Raw genomic sequence first — 14,802 nt, 5'->3', positions numbered from 1 at the left:
TTTGCATTCCACACGAAATTTAATATTCCCTAAATCATGCCCCGGGCCTTCAGCTCCAGGTATTTGTTGATGGTGTTCACGGTCAGATGCTCGGGCGCCGTGAGCAGGGCCTGGATGCCGTGTTGGGCCAGCTCTTTGGCAATGAGTTTTTTGTCGGAACTGAATTTTTCGGCGATGGCCTTGTAGTAGACTTCTTTTAGCTGATGGGCAGGTTCCTGCAACAGCGATTTCATTTCGGTATTCTCGAAGAAGATCACCACCAGCAAATGTTGCTGTGCAAGGCGCTTCAGGTATGGCAGCTGGCGTTGCAGTCCGTAGATGGATTCGAAGTTGGTGAACAGCAGCAACAAGCTTCGCTGTGTCACTTTGCGGCGCACCTGCGTGAACAGTGCTGAGTAGTCGGTTTCGCGATAGGCCGTCTTCTGATTGTAGAGCACTTCCAGAATTTGCGACATCTGGTTGTTCTGGCGACTGGCAGGCAGCATGGAGCCGATGCGGTCCTGAAAGGTGATGAGTCCTGCCTTGTCCGATTTTTTCAGGGCGATGTTCGAGATCACCAGGCTGGCGTTAATGGCATAGTCCAGCAGGCTCAACCCGTTGAACGGCATCTGCATCACACGGCCTTTGTCGATGAGGCTGTAGACTTGCTGCGAGCGTTCGTCCTGGTAGTGATTCACCATGAAATGATTCTTGCGTGCCGTCGCCTTCCAGTTGATGGTGCGAAAATCGTCGCCGCTCACATACTCCTTAATAGATTCAAATTCCATGTTCTGCCCGATGCGCCGGATCTTTTTGATGCCCAGGTCTACCAGCCGGTTAGAGATGGCCAGCAATTCGTATTTGCGCATCTGAATGAACGATGGATACACCGGCACCAGCGCATCGTCCGAAAAACGGAAACGGCGCGAAAACAACCCCAGGGGTGAGCGCACAAACGCGTTAACGGCGCCAAACGAATATTCGCCGCGTTTCACAGGACGCAGAAAATAACGCAGCACTTTGCTTTCGCCGGGGGCCAGCACAAGATCGAACGTGAGGTCGCGTCGCTGAAACTGATGCGGAATTTCATCGATCACCTGCAGCGTGACCTTGTAGGGATAAAAATTTTCGAAGTGGATGCGGATTTCGTTGTCGTCGCCGTTCGAAAGTTTTTCGGGAGTGAACCGATGGCCATGCAACCCGCGACGGGTGCGGAAGAGCAACAGCAGGTCGGTCGCCACCAGGGCCAGCAACAAAAAGAACAGGGCCTGCGGCACAACGATGAACCCGTCTGCAATGAAGCTGATCAGGAACGATGCCACCACCACGCCAATGGCGATGAACAGGCGGCTGTTGAGGTATAGGGCGCGAAGCAATTTCACTTAGCGGGGAACTTCAATTTTGTCGATGATTTGTTTCACCACGTCGTCGGTGGTCACGCCTTCCATCTCTTTATCGGGAGTCAGCATCACGCGGTGGCGCAGCACGGGCAAGGCAATGAACTTGATGTCTTCGGGGGTCACAAAGTCGCGGCCGTTCACGGCGGCAAACGCTTTGGAGCCATTGAGGATGGCCACCGACGCACGAGGCGACGCGCCCAGGAAGAGCGCCGGACTGTTGCGTGTTTCGTGTATGATGTGGGCAATGTAGCGCAGCAGGTTTTCTTCGACGTGAAGTTGCTGCACCTGCTGGCGATAGGTGCCGATTTCGCCGGCATTCAACACGGCCTTCACATCGCCGATTGGTGCCACGCCCTTGCGCGCATGATGCCCGGCAATGATCGACACTTCCTGTTCGAACGATGGATAGGTGACTTGTATCTTGAAAAGAAAACGGTCGAGCTGCGCTTCGGGCAGACGATAAGTTCCTTCCTGTTCGATGGGATTTTGTGTGGCCAGCACAATGTAGGGAGGCTCCATCACGTGCGTGTTGCCGTCGATGGTGATCTGGCGTTCTTCCATCACCTCAAACAACGCGGCCTGTGTTTTAGCGGGGGCGCGGTTGATCTCATCGATGAGCACGATGTTAGAAAAGATGGGACCGGCTTTGAATTCGAACGCAGAATTTTTCACGTTAAACACCGACGTTCCCAGCACATCGGATGGCATGAGGTCGGGCGTGAACTGGATGCGTGAGAATTTTACGGAGATGGCTTTCGATACCAGTTTTGCCGTCAGTGTTTTGGCCACGCCGGGCACGCCTTCAATCAACACGTGGCCGTCGGCCAGGATGGCGGTGATGATGAGGTTCACCATCTGTTCCTGACCTACAATAACTTTTCCGATCTCTTCGCGGATGTTGTGAACGCTTTCGCTGAGGGCTTTCAGATCGAGACGGCTTTGAAATACATTTTCTTCCATGATGTGCAGTTTACATAATTATTAACACGGTGTTTGCGTTCGGGCGCTTAACCGTTAAACTTCTCTATTTTTTGATTAAAGTCCAGTAGCTCATCGGCCGTAATCTTGTCGCGGCTCTGAATGTGCACAATGGTGTGCACCAGTGCGCGCACATCAGCTTCGGGCTTTCCCGATTTTTGCGTGAGGGTTTGCACAAAGGCTTCGTTGAATGTGATGTTCGACAGCCAGTAGCGGGTGCGCAGCTGGTCCATGAAATAATGAATTCTTTTTTCGGCAATGTTCTTGTGCTCGGCACGCTGATAGTAGAGGTTGCCAATGGTGTTCACAAACTCCAGCGTGGTGTTGGCCAGGGGCGTGATGACGGGGATGATGCGTTGTTTTCGTTTCGCTTCAAAAAGCATGAACAGCACCAACGTGCCCAGCACAATGTAGTAGGCCCACTTGAGCGGCTTTGTGGTGAGCACAAACCGCAGCGGTGTCGAAATTTCCATGCGGCCTGTTTGATAATATTCTGTCCAGTGCACTGGGCGGGGCGGCAGAAACGAAAGCGTGTTGGCAATGAACGCGTGGTTCTCGCGGTTCAGCAGATAGATGTTGGTGAACGCCATGGGCGTGGAGTTCAGAATGAAATTGCCCTTGCCCCACCGCACGCGAACGGTCACGGGCAACCGGCTTTCGTTGCGTGCAATCACCGTGGTGCGCGTGCTGTCGAAGTTCCGGAAGTAGTTGTGGATGTTGTTTTTCCGATAGAAGAATTGCTCCGTGGTGTCCATAGACAAGGCGGCAAATTGCAGCGCCGACGAGTCGTGGCTCTGGAGAAGGTCGGCGCCGGTGTCTTCGCCGTCAAAAAAATCGTCGTGGGTCGAGAGACCAAGGGTGTCCGAAAAGCTTCCGTAGAAGTAGTGCGCCGAAATGAACACGTTGCCGCCCTTGTTCACGTGGTTCAACATCACCTTCAGATCTTCTTTGTCGCTGGTGAAATTGCCGGCCACAATCAGCAGGTTGTCGGTAGGGGCCAGCGAGTCTTTCAACTCATAGATGGTTTTGAAACCGTGACTGATGTTGGCACCGTCAAAAATCGAGGGCAGGAGTTTGCCAAAAGCATAGCCGCCAAATGGATTTTTGTCGTTGCGGGCAAACGTCACGGTCCAGTCGTGTTGTTTGGGTGTCATCAGTTTCAAAATCAGAAACAGCCCAAACGCCCCGCCGATATAGAGAATATATTTCCAGTCCTTTTTCATGGGGCCACGCTAGGTTAACGAGTTTCGCCAGTTTTTGAAAGTCTCTTGCACCGACGCGAACATTTCGCGGTTGATGTTGAAGTTTCCATACCACGCATACTCGAAATAATAGTTCAACTCGTTGAATCCCGAACGCACATCGTTGCCCTTCAGCTCGGCCAGGTAGTCGTGGTTGGTTTTGCCGCGCTCCCAGTGAATAAGATTTTTGTCAGCCAACAGTTTCAGCGCATAGAGAAAGATAAGTCTCACGCCGGCGCGATGGTCGTTGCGTGCCAGGGCTTCCTGAATGAGCTTGTCGAAATCCATCTCATGAATGTTTTCGTCCAGCACATTATACTTCATGGTGTTGGCGCCTTCGCCGGCATAAAACATGCGGAAGGCGTTGATGCGCAGCAGCATCATGATAATCACAATCACAAGCACAAAGCCAATCAGGAAGGTGATGACGCGGCCCCAGTTTGTGCCCACGGCGCCGTTCAGAATGGATCCGAACATTTCGGCGAGCAAATCCAGGAACCGTTGCCACAAGCTTTCGCCCACAGTAGGTGGTTGCTTGTAGCGTAGGGCGGGATCGTCTTTCAATTCCTTCAGCGTGGCATCATCGAAATGTCGCGCATTGACCGCAAGCGAATCGGGTGGTGCAATTTTTTGTTTGTCGTCCTCCTCTTCATATACAAACGTTTCGGGTTCTTCACCAGCTTCATCCGTGGTGTCGGATGTGGTGACGAGGCTATCCTGCGCAACGGCAAGCGAATCGTCTTGTGCAAAGACAACGACGTGTGATAGAAAAAACAAAATCAGGGCAACGCTGTGCTTCACGATCTCCGAAGGGGTTAAAATTGTTCGTCTTGTGCTGGCGTCGGCTGGTCCTGGCCCAGGCTGTCGATGGAGCCCAGCAGGCCTTTGGCTTCCTTGCGCTCCACGAGGTTGAAGTATTGCAACACGATGCCGATGTTGGGCAGTGCATAGAGCAGGATCTGCACCATATAGTATATCGCATACGAAATGATCGTGACGGTTTCCCACGCCGTCGATGGTGCGTCTACCAGGGACGAATCTACCGTGTGAAGCATGTTCACAGCATTGAGAACATACCAGGGAATGATGAACACATAAGAGATGATGCTGCCGATGATGGAAAGCACAAACATGATTCCGAACGTGCTCCACACCTTGCCCTTTACCAACACAAACGAGCGGCCAACGGCATCGAAGAAACTTTTGTCTTCGAATGCCCGGATCGGAAACACCAGCGCTCCACTCACCATCAGATAGAAGAGGGCACAGAAAACGGCGATGGCCCCAAAAAACATCAGCACAGACGATATCTTGGCCAGCACCACCAGGGGAATGATCAGGATAAGCCCGACACCAATCAGGAGGATATAGAACAGAAATATGGTGCCGAAATACATCCAGAAGGTGGCGCGCACGCGGTCCCACACTTCGCTTACCTCGATATCGTTCGATTTCTTTTCGTTGTACAGATAGAGGTAGTTATATAATGTAGAGAACGACATCACCGCGGCCACCACACCAAACACCACCAGTAGCACCATCTGCAACCAGAAGGTGGGCTCGAGAAACGAGCTTTCAAAAGGCGACATACCCATGGCCGCGTTCGTTGCTATGCGCGAGAAGTTCATGAGCTCGCTCATGAAAGAGCCGATCAGCAGGCTGGCCATCAGCACGGGTGGACCTGCAATGTAGAGCATGCTTTTGCCCAGTCTCTTGAAATTCTGCCGCACAAATTCAAACGTGGTGCTGACCTTATTACTGAAGTCGCGGACTTTGTGAAACTCGATTACTTTAAAATTTTCCATGGTGTTTAAGACGCTGGGGATATATAACGAAATAGTAGATCATGAGCACGGCCGAAAACACGATGATGAGTGTTTTGAGGGTCCAGTGCATGAAGGCATAGCGTGTGATGAACGACTCGATGAAGCCGGCCAGCACAAAGAAGGGAACCAGTCCCATCACAATTTTTAGTCCGCGCACGGCGCCCGCTTTGAAAGACACAACACGCGAATAGGTTCCCGGAAACAACAGGCTGTTGCCCATGGTGAACCCCGCCGCGCCGGCAATGACAATGGATGAAAGCTCCACGGTGCCGTGTAGCATGATGACGGGCAACGCGTGGCTGAGCTGTTGTTCCATAAAGAAAAACATGATGAAGGTGCCCACCATGAGCCCGTTGTAGAACAAATGAAAGCCCGAGCCAACCGAAGCAAATACACCAAACACAAAGACACGAAACGAAACGCCGATGTTGTTTGCAGTGATGGCCAGGAACATCAGGAAGGGAGTCATTTCATCGTAGACCTTTGTGGGGTTTCCGCTCTTGATGTTTTCGAGTGTCATGTTCACATAGCCGTCGCCCAGAATGAGGCGCACAAAGGTGTCGTCGAAAGCGGTGGAGAGGGCGCCGGTCACACCGGCCACCATAAAGATGATGAACGCATAGAGCAAGGGCTTTTGCGTGTTATACATCACTTCGGGCAATTCATATTTCCAGAAGGTGACAAAACGATTGCGGTCCTCTCTTTTGTTCTTATAGATTTCGAGGTGCACCTTGCTGGCCAGCGCGTTCAGATAATTTGTTGTGCGGCTGCTGGGATATTGCGTTCTGGAAAACGAAAGATCGTCGGTGATCTGGAGAAACAATTCGGCCAAACGGTCGGGCTGCACGTTTTGCTGGTTCTTCATCACCTTCTCAAATTCTTCCCAGCGCGATTTATTCTGTTTGATAAAAGCCGCCTCCTTCATGATTCCAACTGTAGACTTATTGTTAAATAACGAATCGTATTCTCTTCGCGCAGTTTCCGGTCAGGCTTTTGGCGCGCCGGCTACTTCAATCACCTTGTTCCACACCCGGAAAATGTTTCCCGAGCAGATCTTTTCAATGTCGGCGGGTGTGTAGCCGCGCTTCAGCAGCACATAAAAGAGGTTCGGATAATCCGACACGTCTTTCAGGCCCAGCGGCAGGCTGTCGCCCACGCCGTCATAGTCCGAGCCGATGCCCACGTGATCAACCCCAATGAGTTTCACCACGTGGTCGATGTGGTCGGCCACGCGTTCCACATCCGAATAGAGCGCCGCATGGTCTTTGGCAAACTGATCGATGATGGGTTGGGCGGCAGAGTCTTTGGAGCTGAGCCCTTTGGCTTCCAGTGTTTTTTCGAGCGAGTCGAGCAAGTCTTTGTTGATGCGGGCCAGCGAGTCGAGAAACGATGCGCCAAAGTTTATTTGAATGACACCGCCGTTTTTGCCGAGGGCCGTGATCATGTCGTCGGACATGTTGCGTTGAAAGCCTGGCGTGAAGAAGCGGCATGACGAGTGCGACGCGATGACGGGCGCTTTCGCTATGCGGAGCACGTCATAGAATGTGCTGTCCGACACGTGCGAGATGTCTACCATGATGCCGACGCGGTTCATTTCGGTCACCACCTTTTCGCCAAAGGGGCTCAGGCCTTTCCAGGTGTTGAGCGTGTCGTAGGACGAGTCGCAGATCTGGTTGTCTTTGCCGTGGGTAAGCGTGACGTAGCGAATGCCGCGGTCGAAGAAATATTTCACATTGGCCAGGTCGTTGCCGATGGGCGCGCCATTCTCCATGCCCAGGGGCAGGGAAATTTTTCCGGCCTTGGTGTTCGCCTCAATTTCCTGGGGTGTTTTGGCCAGGGCAAACTTGTCGGGGATGGCCGTCACGATGCCTTCGATCATGGTGATGAGCGAGTCGGCCAACGCTTTACCCTGGTCCGGTTTCGATTGATATGCCGAAGGAATGTAGATTGACATGAAGGGTGCGTCGAGTCCACCCTTTTTGGCGCGTTCAAAATCGAAGTCGCCTTCCTTGGTGCTCACGGGGATGCCGAGGTATTCGCGCTCGAGGCGGAAGTGTTTCACCTTGAGGCGATAGGGCAGGTCAACGTGCGTGTCGACAAGAATGTAGTTATGGGCGAGCTCTTCGGCCTGGGCGCGAAGGGCGTCGTCGGCCGACACGGCCTTCTTTTCCTGGCAGGATGTAAGAATGATGCAGGTAATTCCCAGGAGAAGAGAAGAAACTTTCATGGTTAATGCTTTAATTTGAAAATTGCACAAAATTAGAAGTGGATGCAAACCATTCGGGTACAGACAACACAAAATGTTTTTATCGACTATCCCCTTGCCAGCATTGGCGAACGCATAGGCGCTTATTTGATCGATCGCATCATATTGTTTCTCTACGTGTTGATGATCGCGGTGGTGCTCATCTATTCGGGCTACAAATTCGGTGAAGACGACTATATGTGGATTATAATTGTCGGGTTTATCCTCATCGGCATTCCCTTTCTGTTTGCCGGATTGCTGTTCGAGATTTTTATGGATGGGCAAACGCCGGGCAAACGTGTCATGAAAATTAAAGTGATGCGGCTCGACGGCACACCGGCCACGGTGGGAGGTTTTCTGCTGCGCTGGCTTTTCTGCATTGTCGACTTCGGACTTTTCTCGGGCGTCATCGCGGTGGTCATCATCGCGTTGGGAGGCAAAGGTCAACGGCTTGGCGACATCGTGGCCGGCACCACGGTGGTGAAGCTCACCAAAGAAAAGGAAGTAACGGCCAACGAAGTGTTCATCACCGCCGAAGAAACCTACGTTCCAACATTCGAACAAGCCGTTCAACTCAACTCCCGCGACATTGAAATCATTCAACGCGCCCTCGAGGCCAACCGCGATCATGGCAATTATGAGCCGGTAGAAGCGGTGACCGAAAAACTAAAGGCCTTGCTTGGCATTCAGTCCGATCTTCCTCCGGTGCAATTCCTTACCACGCTGGTGAAAGACCACAGCAACCTAACGGCTGGAAGGTGACATGGACAACCTCCCTGAATACACGCGGTCGTATCTCGCACTACGCAACGGCCAGGACAAACCCGAAGTGTGGGTTGCCCTCAACGGACTGATCTATGACGTGACCCGCTCGCGCCTTTGGCTCCGAGGAAAACACTACGAACACTGGGCTGGCCAGGACCTGACCGACGAACTGAAAGACGCACCACACACTGCACAGGTATTCGACAAATTCGTAGTGGTCGGCAAACTAAAGCCGTGATGTGTTAACCAAAGTGTAGTGTTCGGATAAAAAATCTGTGCGCACACGAACACATTAGGCCTTCCTATTTTTTCTGTTAAATACATAGCTTAGCTTTGCCTCTCGTGAGCATCACACGATGTCCATGAGGGAACGAACACACACCAGCACATGATTCTTATAGCCGATAGCGGAGGGTCCAAAACGGATTGGAGGCTCCTCGAAACCGATGGTACAATTGATCAGGCCGGAACACCCGGCTTCAATCCGTATTATCAACCCATTGAAGATCTGAAACGCAACGTACACGAAGTGCTGCTCCCCAAGATCAAGCACCCCGTCACGAAGATCTTCTTCTATGGCGCCGGCGTTTCGTCGACCAAGAATCAACTCACCATCAAGAGCGCCTTCCTCGAATTTTTCCCCGAGGCACAGATCGAGATCGGGTGGGATCTGTTGGCAGCGGCGCGCGCGTTGTGTGGCCACGAGCCGGGCATTGCCTGCATCATGGGCACCGGGTCAAACTCTTGTTTATACGATGGAGAAACCATTGTGGACAACGTTGCCAACCTCGGCTGGATTCTGGCCGACGAAGGTTCGGGTGCAAACATCGGTCGTAAATTTTTGGTAGACTATCTCCGCGACCTCATGCCCGAAGGACTGCGCAAGCAATTTCACGAACGTTTCCCGCTTTCGCGCGAAGAGTTTCTGGAGAAGATATACCAGCAGGAACGACCCAGCGCTTTCCTGGCCAGCTTCACCAAGTTCATCTTCCAGCACCTCAAAGAACCCTATTGCTATCAGCTTGTCTATAGCAGCTTTGCCGAGTTCTATGAGAACAACGTGATGAAGTATGAAAACTACAAGACCCTGAAGGTGCACTTCACCGGCTCCATCTCGTTCTACTTCAGCGACATCCTGCGCCAGGTAGCAGCCGACAAAGGCATCGCCGTGAAAAATATTCTGGAAGGCCCCATAGCCGGCCTCACACTGTTCCACCAAAAAGACCTGAACTAGTATGTCCACCACCGAGGGTGCATCGCACTACACGGACCTTGAGCACATGAGTGTGCGCGACCTGCTGGTGAACATTAACCGCGAAGACAAGACGGTGCCCCTGGCCGTTGAAAAAGCCATTCCCCAAATCGAAGCCCTGGTGAACGTGATCGTCGATCGCATGACCCACGGCGGCAGGCTGTTTTATATCGGCGCAGGCACCAGTGGTCGGCTGGGCGTGGTTGACGCGTCTGAAATTCCGCCTACCTACGGCATGCCGCATGGCAAAGTGATAGGCCTTATTGCCGGTGGCGACGGTGCCATTCGCAAGGCTGTGGAGAACGCCGAAGACAACGCCACACAAGCCTGGAAAGATCTTGAAGAATACTCTATCAACCGGCAGGATGTGCTGGTAGGCATTGCCGCCTCCGGACGAACACCCTATGTGATTGGCGGGTTGAACGACGCGCGCATCAACGGGGTAGCCACCGGCTGCGTGGTGTGCAACAGCAACTCGCTGGTGGCCGCCGCGGCCGACTTCCCGATAGAACTCATCACCGGGCCCGAGTTTGTGACGGGCAGCACCCGCATGAAAGCCGGCACCGCCCAGAAGCTGGCCCTCAACATGCTCTCCACAACCGTGATGGTGAAACTGGGACGCGTGCGTGGAAACAAAATGGTAGACATGATGCTCACCAACGAGAAGCTGGTAGACCGCGGCGTGAAAATGGTGATGGACGAACTGAAAATTCCCTATGCCGAAGCCGAACAATTACTACAGCAACACGGTTCTGTGAGAAAAGCTGTAGACAGTCGTCGGAACCATGCATCAAATTGAACCTTACTATAACTGGCTGAAATACTACGACCCTGCCGCCGACGAGCGTTCACCCTTTCACGGCAAGGAATATAATCACGATGTATATTCAGAAACCATCTATGGCTACTACATCGACCCGGCCTGGGATTCGATAGGCTCCGAAACACTCTATGTAAAAATTCTCTACGCCGACTATGCGCAGGGATTCACCGTGATCGAATTCATTGGCGAGTGGAACGACACCCTCAACAACGACATCATGACCCTGAAGCGAAACCTGCTGGAGGTCATGGTCAATGAAGGCATCAACAAGTTTATTCTTATCGGCGAAAACATTCTCAACTTTCACGGCTCCGACGACAGCTACTATGAAGAGTGGTTTGAAGATGTGGAAGATGGCTGGATTGCCGCGGTGTCTTTTCCCGACTTCATTCTCGACGAGTTCAAAAAATATCACATCGACACTTATGTGAACATGGGTGGCACCTTGCAGATTCCCCATTGGCGGACGCTGCAACCGCTAAACTTTTTCGACCTCGTAGACAGCCTTGTTCAAAGAAGGCTCAACTGAACGTTGCTTACCAGCGCGTCTACGGGAACCAGATAATCGCGTTTAGACTTCAATTCTTTGCAGAGCACCCGGGTGCGCCGAAGCTTGCCTTTAATGAAGAATTTGCCCTGAAGTTTGAAGATGCTGCCCTCGGGAATGTCAGACAGCACGGCCAGCGCCTGGGCATTTTTGTCGAACTTCCGGAAGGCGGCCGTGAGCTCGGTGTCGGCAAAAGAACTAGCCTTCGGGTTGATCATGTGACGGCGCAGCTCATGTAAGATTTCGTCCGGAAAAACACTTTCCCAGAGCAGGGGCACCAGCAAATCGGTGAACATGGTCTTCCATTTCTCGCCATGCGGATCCACACGGCCACCAAACTTCACATACACACGGAGGTGAGCAACCTCATGCACATACGTTGTGAGGAAGAGGTAGGGATTGAGGTCGTGGTTGAGTGTTATGCGCGGGTGTGCGCGGGTATGCTTGCTGGTGAAATCGCCCACTTTGGTTTGCCGGCTCTTGGTGAGCTTCAGTTCGAAGGGACTATCTTTCCAGAGCGCGAAGCAGTAGTCTACCGCCGTGGCTGGAACATGCGTTTGCAGGATAGTAAAAACCTTGTCGGCGGTCATAGAAAAAGTGAAGGAAATAAAAAAAGGCTTTAGTATCCTAAAGCCTTTCGTCAAATCTTTGCAGACTGATTAGTGTGCAGCAGAATCAACTGCAACAGCAGCAGAATCAGCAACAGTTGTGTCAGCTACAACAGGTGCAGGAGCAACAGCAGCAGAATCTACAGTTTCAGCAGTTTCAGCTTTCTTGCCACAAGCAACAAATGCCAAAGCGAAGCCACACACGGCTACAAATGCGATCAATTTTTTCATAGTTTACAGGTTTTAAAAAATTCACCGCAAATATAATAGTATTACCCCACTCCCAAGGAGCGGGGTAATAAAATTTATTTTTTACGGAAGATTATACGAAGGGGCACGCCTTCAAAATCGAAGTGTTCGCGCATCTTGTTTTCAAGGAAGCGCTCATAGGAAGGCTGTATGTACTGCGGCAGGTTACAGAAGAAAACAAACGATGGAAACCGTGCATTTACCTGGGTTATGTACTTAATGTTGATGTGCTTGCCCTTGATGGACGGGGGCGGCTGGCGTTCAATTTCCGGTAAAATGAGGTCGTTCAGCTTGGAGGTCGGTATCTTTTTGGTCTTGTTTTCGAATACCTGCACCGTTTTCTCGATCACCTGGAAAATGCGCTGTTTGGTCAAAACCGACGCAAAAACAATGGGCAGGTAGTCTATGGGGGCTATTTTTTCTTCGATCTCTTTCTTGAATTTGTCCGAGGTCTTCGAGTCTTTTTCAATGAGGTCCCACTTGTTCACCATAATCACCATGCCCTTGCCCTGGCGTTCGGCGAGGCTGATGAGGTTCACATCCTGTGCTTCGAGTCCGCGCTCGGCGTCAACAATGATGATGCACACGTCGCTCTCTTCCAACGCCCGCAGTGAGCGCAGCACCGAATAGAATTCGATGTCTTCTTTCACCTTGGCTTTCTTGCGCACACCGGCCGTGTCGATAAGGATAAAGTTCTGGCCATACATCTTATAGTAAGAGTGAATGGCATCGCGCGTGGTGCCGGCCTCGTCGGTAACGATGCTGCGTTCCGTGCCCAACAAAGCGTTGAGAAACGACGACTTGCCCACGTTTGGCCTACCCACAATGGTGATCTTGGGAATGCCCGCGTCAGGATCTTCAACACCTTCGGTGGCAAACGTCTTCACCACTTCGTCGAGCAGTTCGCCTGTGCCGCTGCCATTCTCAGACGAGATGGGATAGATCTCACCCAAGCTCAATTCATAGAATTCGGCCGCCAGCATGGCCTTGTCGGGAGTGTCGGTTTTGTTGGCTGCCACAAAGATGGGTTTCTTGGAGGTGCGCAGAATGTTGGCAAACTCCTTGTCGAACCCGGTGATGCCGTCGCGCACATCCACCATAAAAATGATGGCGGTGGCTTCGTCGATGGCCAGCTTCACCTGGCGGCGGATCTGTGCTTCGAATTTATCTTCCGAGCCGGTCACATACCCACCGGTATCTATAACGGTAAAATATTTTCCGATCCATTCGGCATATCCATAATGACGGTCGCGTGTCACGCCGGACATGTTGTCCATAATGGCCTGGCGCTTTTCCACCAACCGGTTAAAGAAGGTGGACTTGCCCACGTTGGGTCGGCCGACGATTGCTACAATGTTTGACATCTTTAGTATTGAGTGATGATGAGTAAAATCTTTTTCTTTTAATTATTCGAGGTAGCCAAATTGTTTGAGCTTGAACGCCTGCTTGCGCCAGTTGTCGGCCACCTTTACGTGGGTCTCGAGGAAAACTTTTTTGTTGAAAAAAACTTCCATGTCCTGCCGCGCCTCGATGCCCACTTTCTTTATGAGGCTGGCGCCCTTACCAATGATGATGCCCTTCTGCGAGTCGCGTTCCACATAGATGGTGGCGCTGATGCGAATGATGTCGTCGGCTTCTTTAAACGACTGGATGGAGACCTCTGTGCTATAGGGAATCTCCTGCTCGTAGTTGAGAAATATTTTTTCGCGGATAATTTCCGAGGCAAAGAACCGCTCTGTGCGGTCAGTGTATTCATCTTTTGGGAAAAACGGCGGATGTTCGGGCATCAGCGCCAGCAATTTGGGCAACAGCTGGTCCACATTCTCGCCCGTTTTGGCCGACACCGGCAAAATTTCCTGGATGTTGGGGATACATTCCTTCCAATAGGTGCCCTTGTCGAGCACCTGCGACCCCTTGGCCCTGTCAATTTTATTGATGACCAAAAAGATGGGTGTCTGCATTCTGAGAAACCGTTCGAACAACTCGGGCTCAAACTTGTCTTCGAGGGCAACCACCAATAATATGGCATCGGCGTCCTGCAACGATACTTTCACGTAGGTCATCATGGCTTCGTGCAAAGAATATTTTGGCTCCAGAATGCCCGGCGTGTCCGAATACACCAGCTGATAGTCGTCGCCGTTGAGGATGCCCATGATGCGATGTCGCGTTGTTTGCGCCTTCGCCGTGATAATCGACAGGTTTTCACCCATAAGCTTGTTCATGAGCGATGACTTGCCCACATTGGGTTTCCCCACGATGCTCACAAACCCAGACTTAAAAGATGTTTCTGCCATAATGATTTGCAAAGGTAACTTGTTTTTTAAATGTGAGCGACCTACTTTTGCGAACGATTTAAATAACCGCCTCCGGAAACTTTAAATCGACGAATAAAGTTGAAAGAATATAGAAAGCCGGAAGGGTTTTCACTAAAGATACATCGCGGGGTGGAGCAGTTGGTAGCTCGTTGGGCTCATATCCGCCGAGGGGCGGACACAGGTTCAGAAGAGAGAGAGAATAACAAATAGGAAAGAAGTTCCTACAAAAACATATCGCGGGGTGGAGCAGTTGGTAGCTCGTTGGGCTCATAACCCAAAGGTCACAGGTTCGAGTCCTGTCCCCGCTACTTAGAGAGAGGCGATCCGAAAGATCGCCTCTTCTTTTTTGATACGTTCGTTGGGCTCATATCCGCCAGCTGGCGGACACAGGTTCGAGTCCTGTCCCCGCTACTAGAAGAAAGGCGATTCGAAAGATCGCCTTTTCTTTTTTGATACGTTCGTTGGGCTCATATCCGCCAGCTGGCGGACACAGGTTCGAGTCCTGTCCCCGCTACTAGAAGAAAGGCGATTCGAAAGATCGCCTTTTCTTTTTAATACTTTCGTGGGCTCATAT

Annotated in this window: 16 protein-coding genes and 1 tRNA gene; 6 read left to right on the top strand and 11 right to left on the bottom strand. The window is 51.7% G+C overall.

The window, feature by feature from the left end:
* Positions 1 to 29: 29 nt before the first annotated feature.
* Genes JI741_RS09690 through JI741_RS09660 form a run of 7 tightly spaced genes read right to left on the bottom strand, consistent with a single transcriptional unit; the run spans position 30 to position 7,651 of the window.
* Complete coding sequence (locus JI741_RS09690; protein ID WP_202008871.1) at positions 30 to 1,361, bottom strand: DUF58 domain-containing protein; 1,332 nt, start codon at positions 1,359 to 1,361, stop codon at positions 30 to 32.
* Complete coding sequence (locus JI741_RS09685) at positions 1,362 to 2,339, bottom strand: AAA family ATPase (protein ID WP_202008870.1); 978 nt, start codon at positions 2,337 to 2,339, stop codon at positions 1,362 to 1,364.
* 47 nt (positions 2,340 to 2,386) lie between these two features.
* The gene (locus JI741_RS09680; RefSeq protein WP_202008869.1) at positions 2,387 to 3,580 is read right to left on the bottom strand and encodes a DUF4350 domain-containing protein; all 1,194 of its coding nucleotides are present in this window, start codon (positions 3,578 to 3,580) and stop codon (positions 2,387 to 2,389) included.
* A gap of 9 nt (positions 3,581 to 3,589) precedes the next feature.
* Positions 3,590 to 4,399, bottom strand: coding sequence for a DUF4129 domain-containing protein (locus JI741_RS09675; RefSeq protein ID WP_202008868.1), 810 nt, complete (start codon positions 4,397 to 4,399; stop codon positions 3,590 to 3,592).
* 14 nt (positions 4,400 to 4,413) lie between these two features.
* Entirely contained in the window at positions 4,414 to 5,403 is a 990-nt protein-coding gene (locus JI741_RS09670; RefSeq protein WP_202008867.1) for a hypothetical protein, read from the bottom strand.
* Positions 5,390 to 6,349 (bottom strand): stage II sporulation protein M, encoded by a 960-nt coding sequence (locus tag JI741_RS09665; protein ID WP_202008866.1) that lies wholly within the window; start codon positions 6,347 to 6,349, stop codon positions 5,390 to 5,392. Before JI741_RS09665 ends, JI741_RS09670 begins: the two co-directional genes overlap by 14 nt.
* 60 nt (positions 6,350 to 6,409) lie before the next feature.
* Entirely contained in the window at positions 6,410 to 7,651 is a 1,242-nt protein-coding gene (locus JI741_RS09660) for a dipeptidase (protein ID WP_202008865.1), read from the bottom strand.
* Between the two features lie 42 nt (positions 7,652 to 7,693).
* Between JI741_RS09660 and JI741_RS09655 the strand changes: the two genes are divergently transcribed.
* From JI741_RS09655 to JI741_RS09635, 5 genes are all read left to right on the top strand, one after another.
* Positions 7,694 to 8,431: an RDD family protein gene (locus tag JI741_RS09655; RefSeq protein ID WP_202008864.1), complete on the top strand. Its 738-nt coding sequence runs from the start codon at positions 7,694 to 7,696 to the stop codon at positions 8,429 to 8,431.
* Between the two features lies 1 nt (position 8,432).
* Positions 8,433 to 8,672, top strand: a complete 240-nt coding sequence (locus JI741_RS09650; RefSeq protein WP_202008863.1) for a cytochrome b5 domain-containing protein — start codon at positions 8,433 to 8,435, stop codon at positions 8,670 to 8,672.
* A 150-nt stretch (positions 8,673 to 8,822) separates the two neighbouring features.
* Positions 8,823 to 9,668, top strand: coding sequence for an N-acetylglucosamine kinase (locus JI741_RS09645; protein WP_202008862.1), 846 nt, complete (start codon positions 8,823 to 8,825; stop codon positions 9,666 to 9,668).
* Position 9,669: 1 nt separating this feature from the next.
* Positions 9,670 to 10,485, top strand: a complete 816-nt coding sequence (murQ, locus tag JI741_RS09640; RefSeq protein ID WP_202008861.1) for an N-acetylmuramic acid 6-phosphate etherase — start codon at positions 9,670 to 9,672, stop codon at positions 10,483 to 10,485.
* Positions 10,472 to 11,038, top strand: coding sequence for a hypothetical protein (locus JI741_RS09635; protein WP_202008860.1), 567 nt, complete (start codon positions 10,472 to 10,474; stop codon positions 11,036 to 11,038). Before murQ ends, JI741_RS09635 begins: the two co-directional genes overlap by 14 nt.
* Here JI741_RS09635 and JI741_RS09630 read toward each other — a convergent pair.
* The 4 genes from JI741_RS09630 to era form a co-directional block, all read right to left on the bottom strand.
* Positions 11,020 to 11,646: a SprT-like domain-containing protein gene (locus JI741_RS09630; RefSeq protein WP_202008859.1), complete on the bottom strand. Its 627-nt coding sequence runs from the start codon at positions 11,644 to 11,646 to the stop codon at positions 11,020 to 11,022. The two genes, JI741_RS09635 and JI741_RS09630, sit on opposite strands and share 19 nt — an antisense overlap.
* Before the next feature lie 69 nt (positions 11,647 to 11,715).
* The gene (locus JI741_RS09625; protein ID WP_202008858.1) at positions 11,716 to 11,895 is read right to left on the bottom strand and encodes a PG1828 family lipoprotein; all 180 of its coding nucleotides are present in this window, start codon (positions 11,893 to 11,895) and stop codon (positions 11,716 to 11,718) included.
* Between the two features lie 74 nt (positions 11,896 to 11,969).
* On the bottom strand, positions 11,970 to 13,277 hold the full coding sequence (der, locus tag JI741_RS09620; RefSeq protein WP_202008857.1) for a ribosome biogenesis GTPase Der: 1,308 nt from the start codon (positions 13,275 to 13,277) through the stop codon (positions 11,970 to 11,972).
* Between the two features lie 42 nt (positions 13,278 to 13,319).
* Positions 13,320 to 14,207 (bottom strand): GTPase Era, encoded by an 888-nt coding sequence (era, locus tag JI741_RS09615; protein ID WP_202008856.1) that lies wholly within the window; start codon positions 14,205 to 14,207, stop codon positions 13,320 to 13,322.
* 256 nt (positions 14,208 to 14,463) lie between these two features.
* Between era and JI741_RS09610 the strand changes: the two genes are divergently transcribed.
* A tRNA-Met gene (locus tag JI741_RS09610) sits at positions 14,464 to 14,536 on the top strand.
* The last annotated feature ends 266 nt before the right edge of the window (positions 14,537 to 14,802 follow it).

It is taken from the genome of Chryseolinea lacunae, assembly GCF_016735595.1.
In the GTDB taxonomy this organism is placed as follows: domain Bacteria; phylum Bacteroidota; class Bacteroidia; order Cytophagales; family Cyclobacteriaceae; genus Chryseolinea; species Chryseolinea lacunae.
This window is presented reverse-complemented; position numbering and strand designations above follow the sequence as displayed.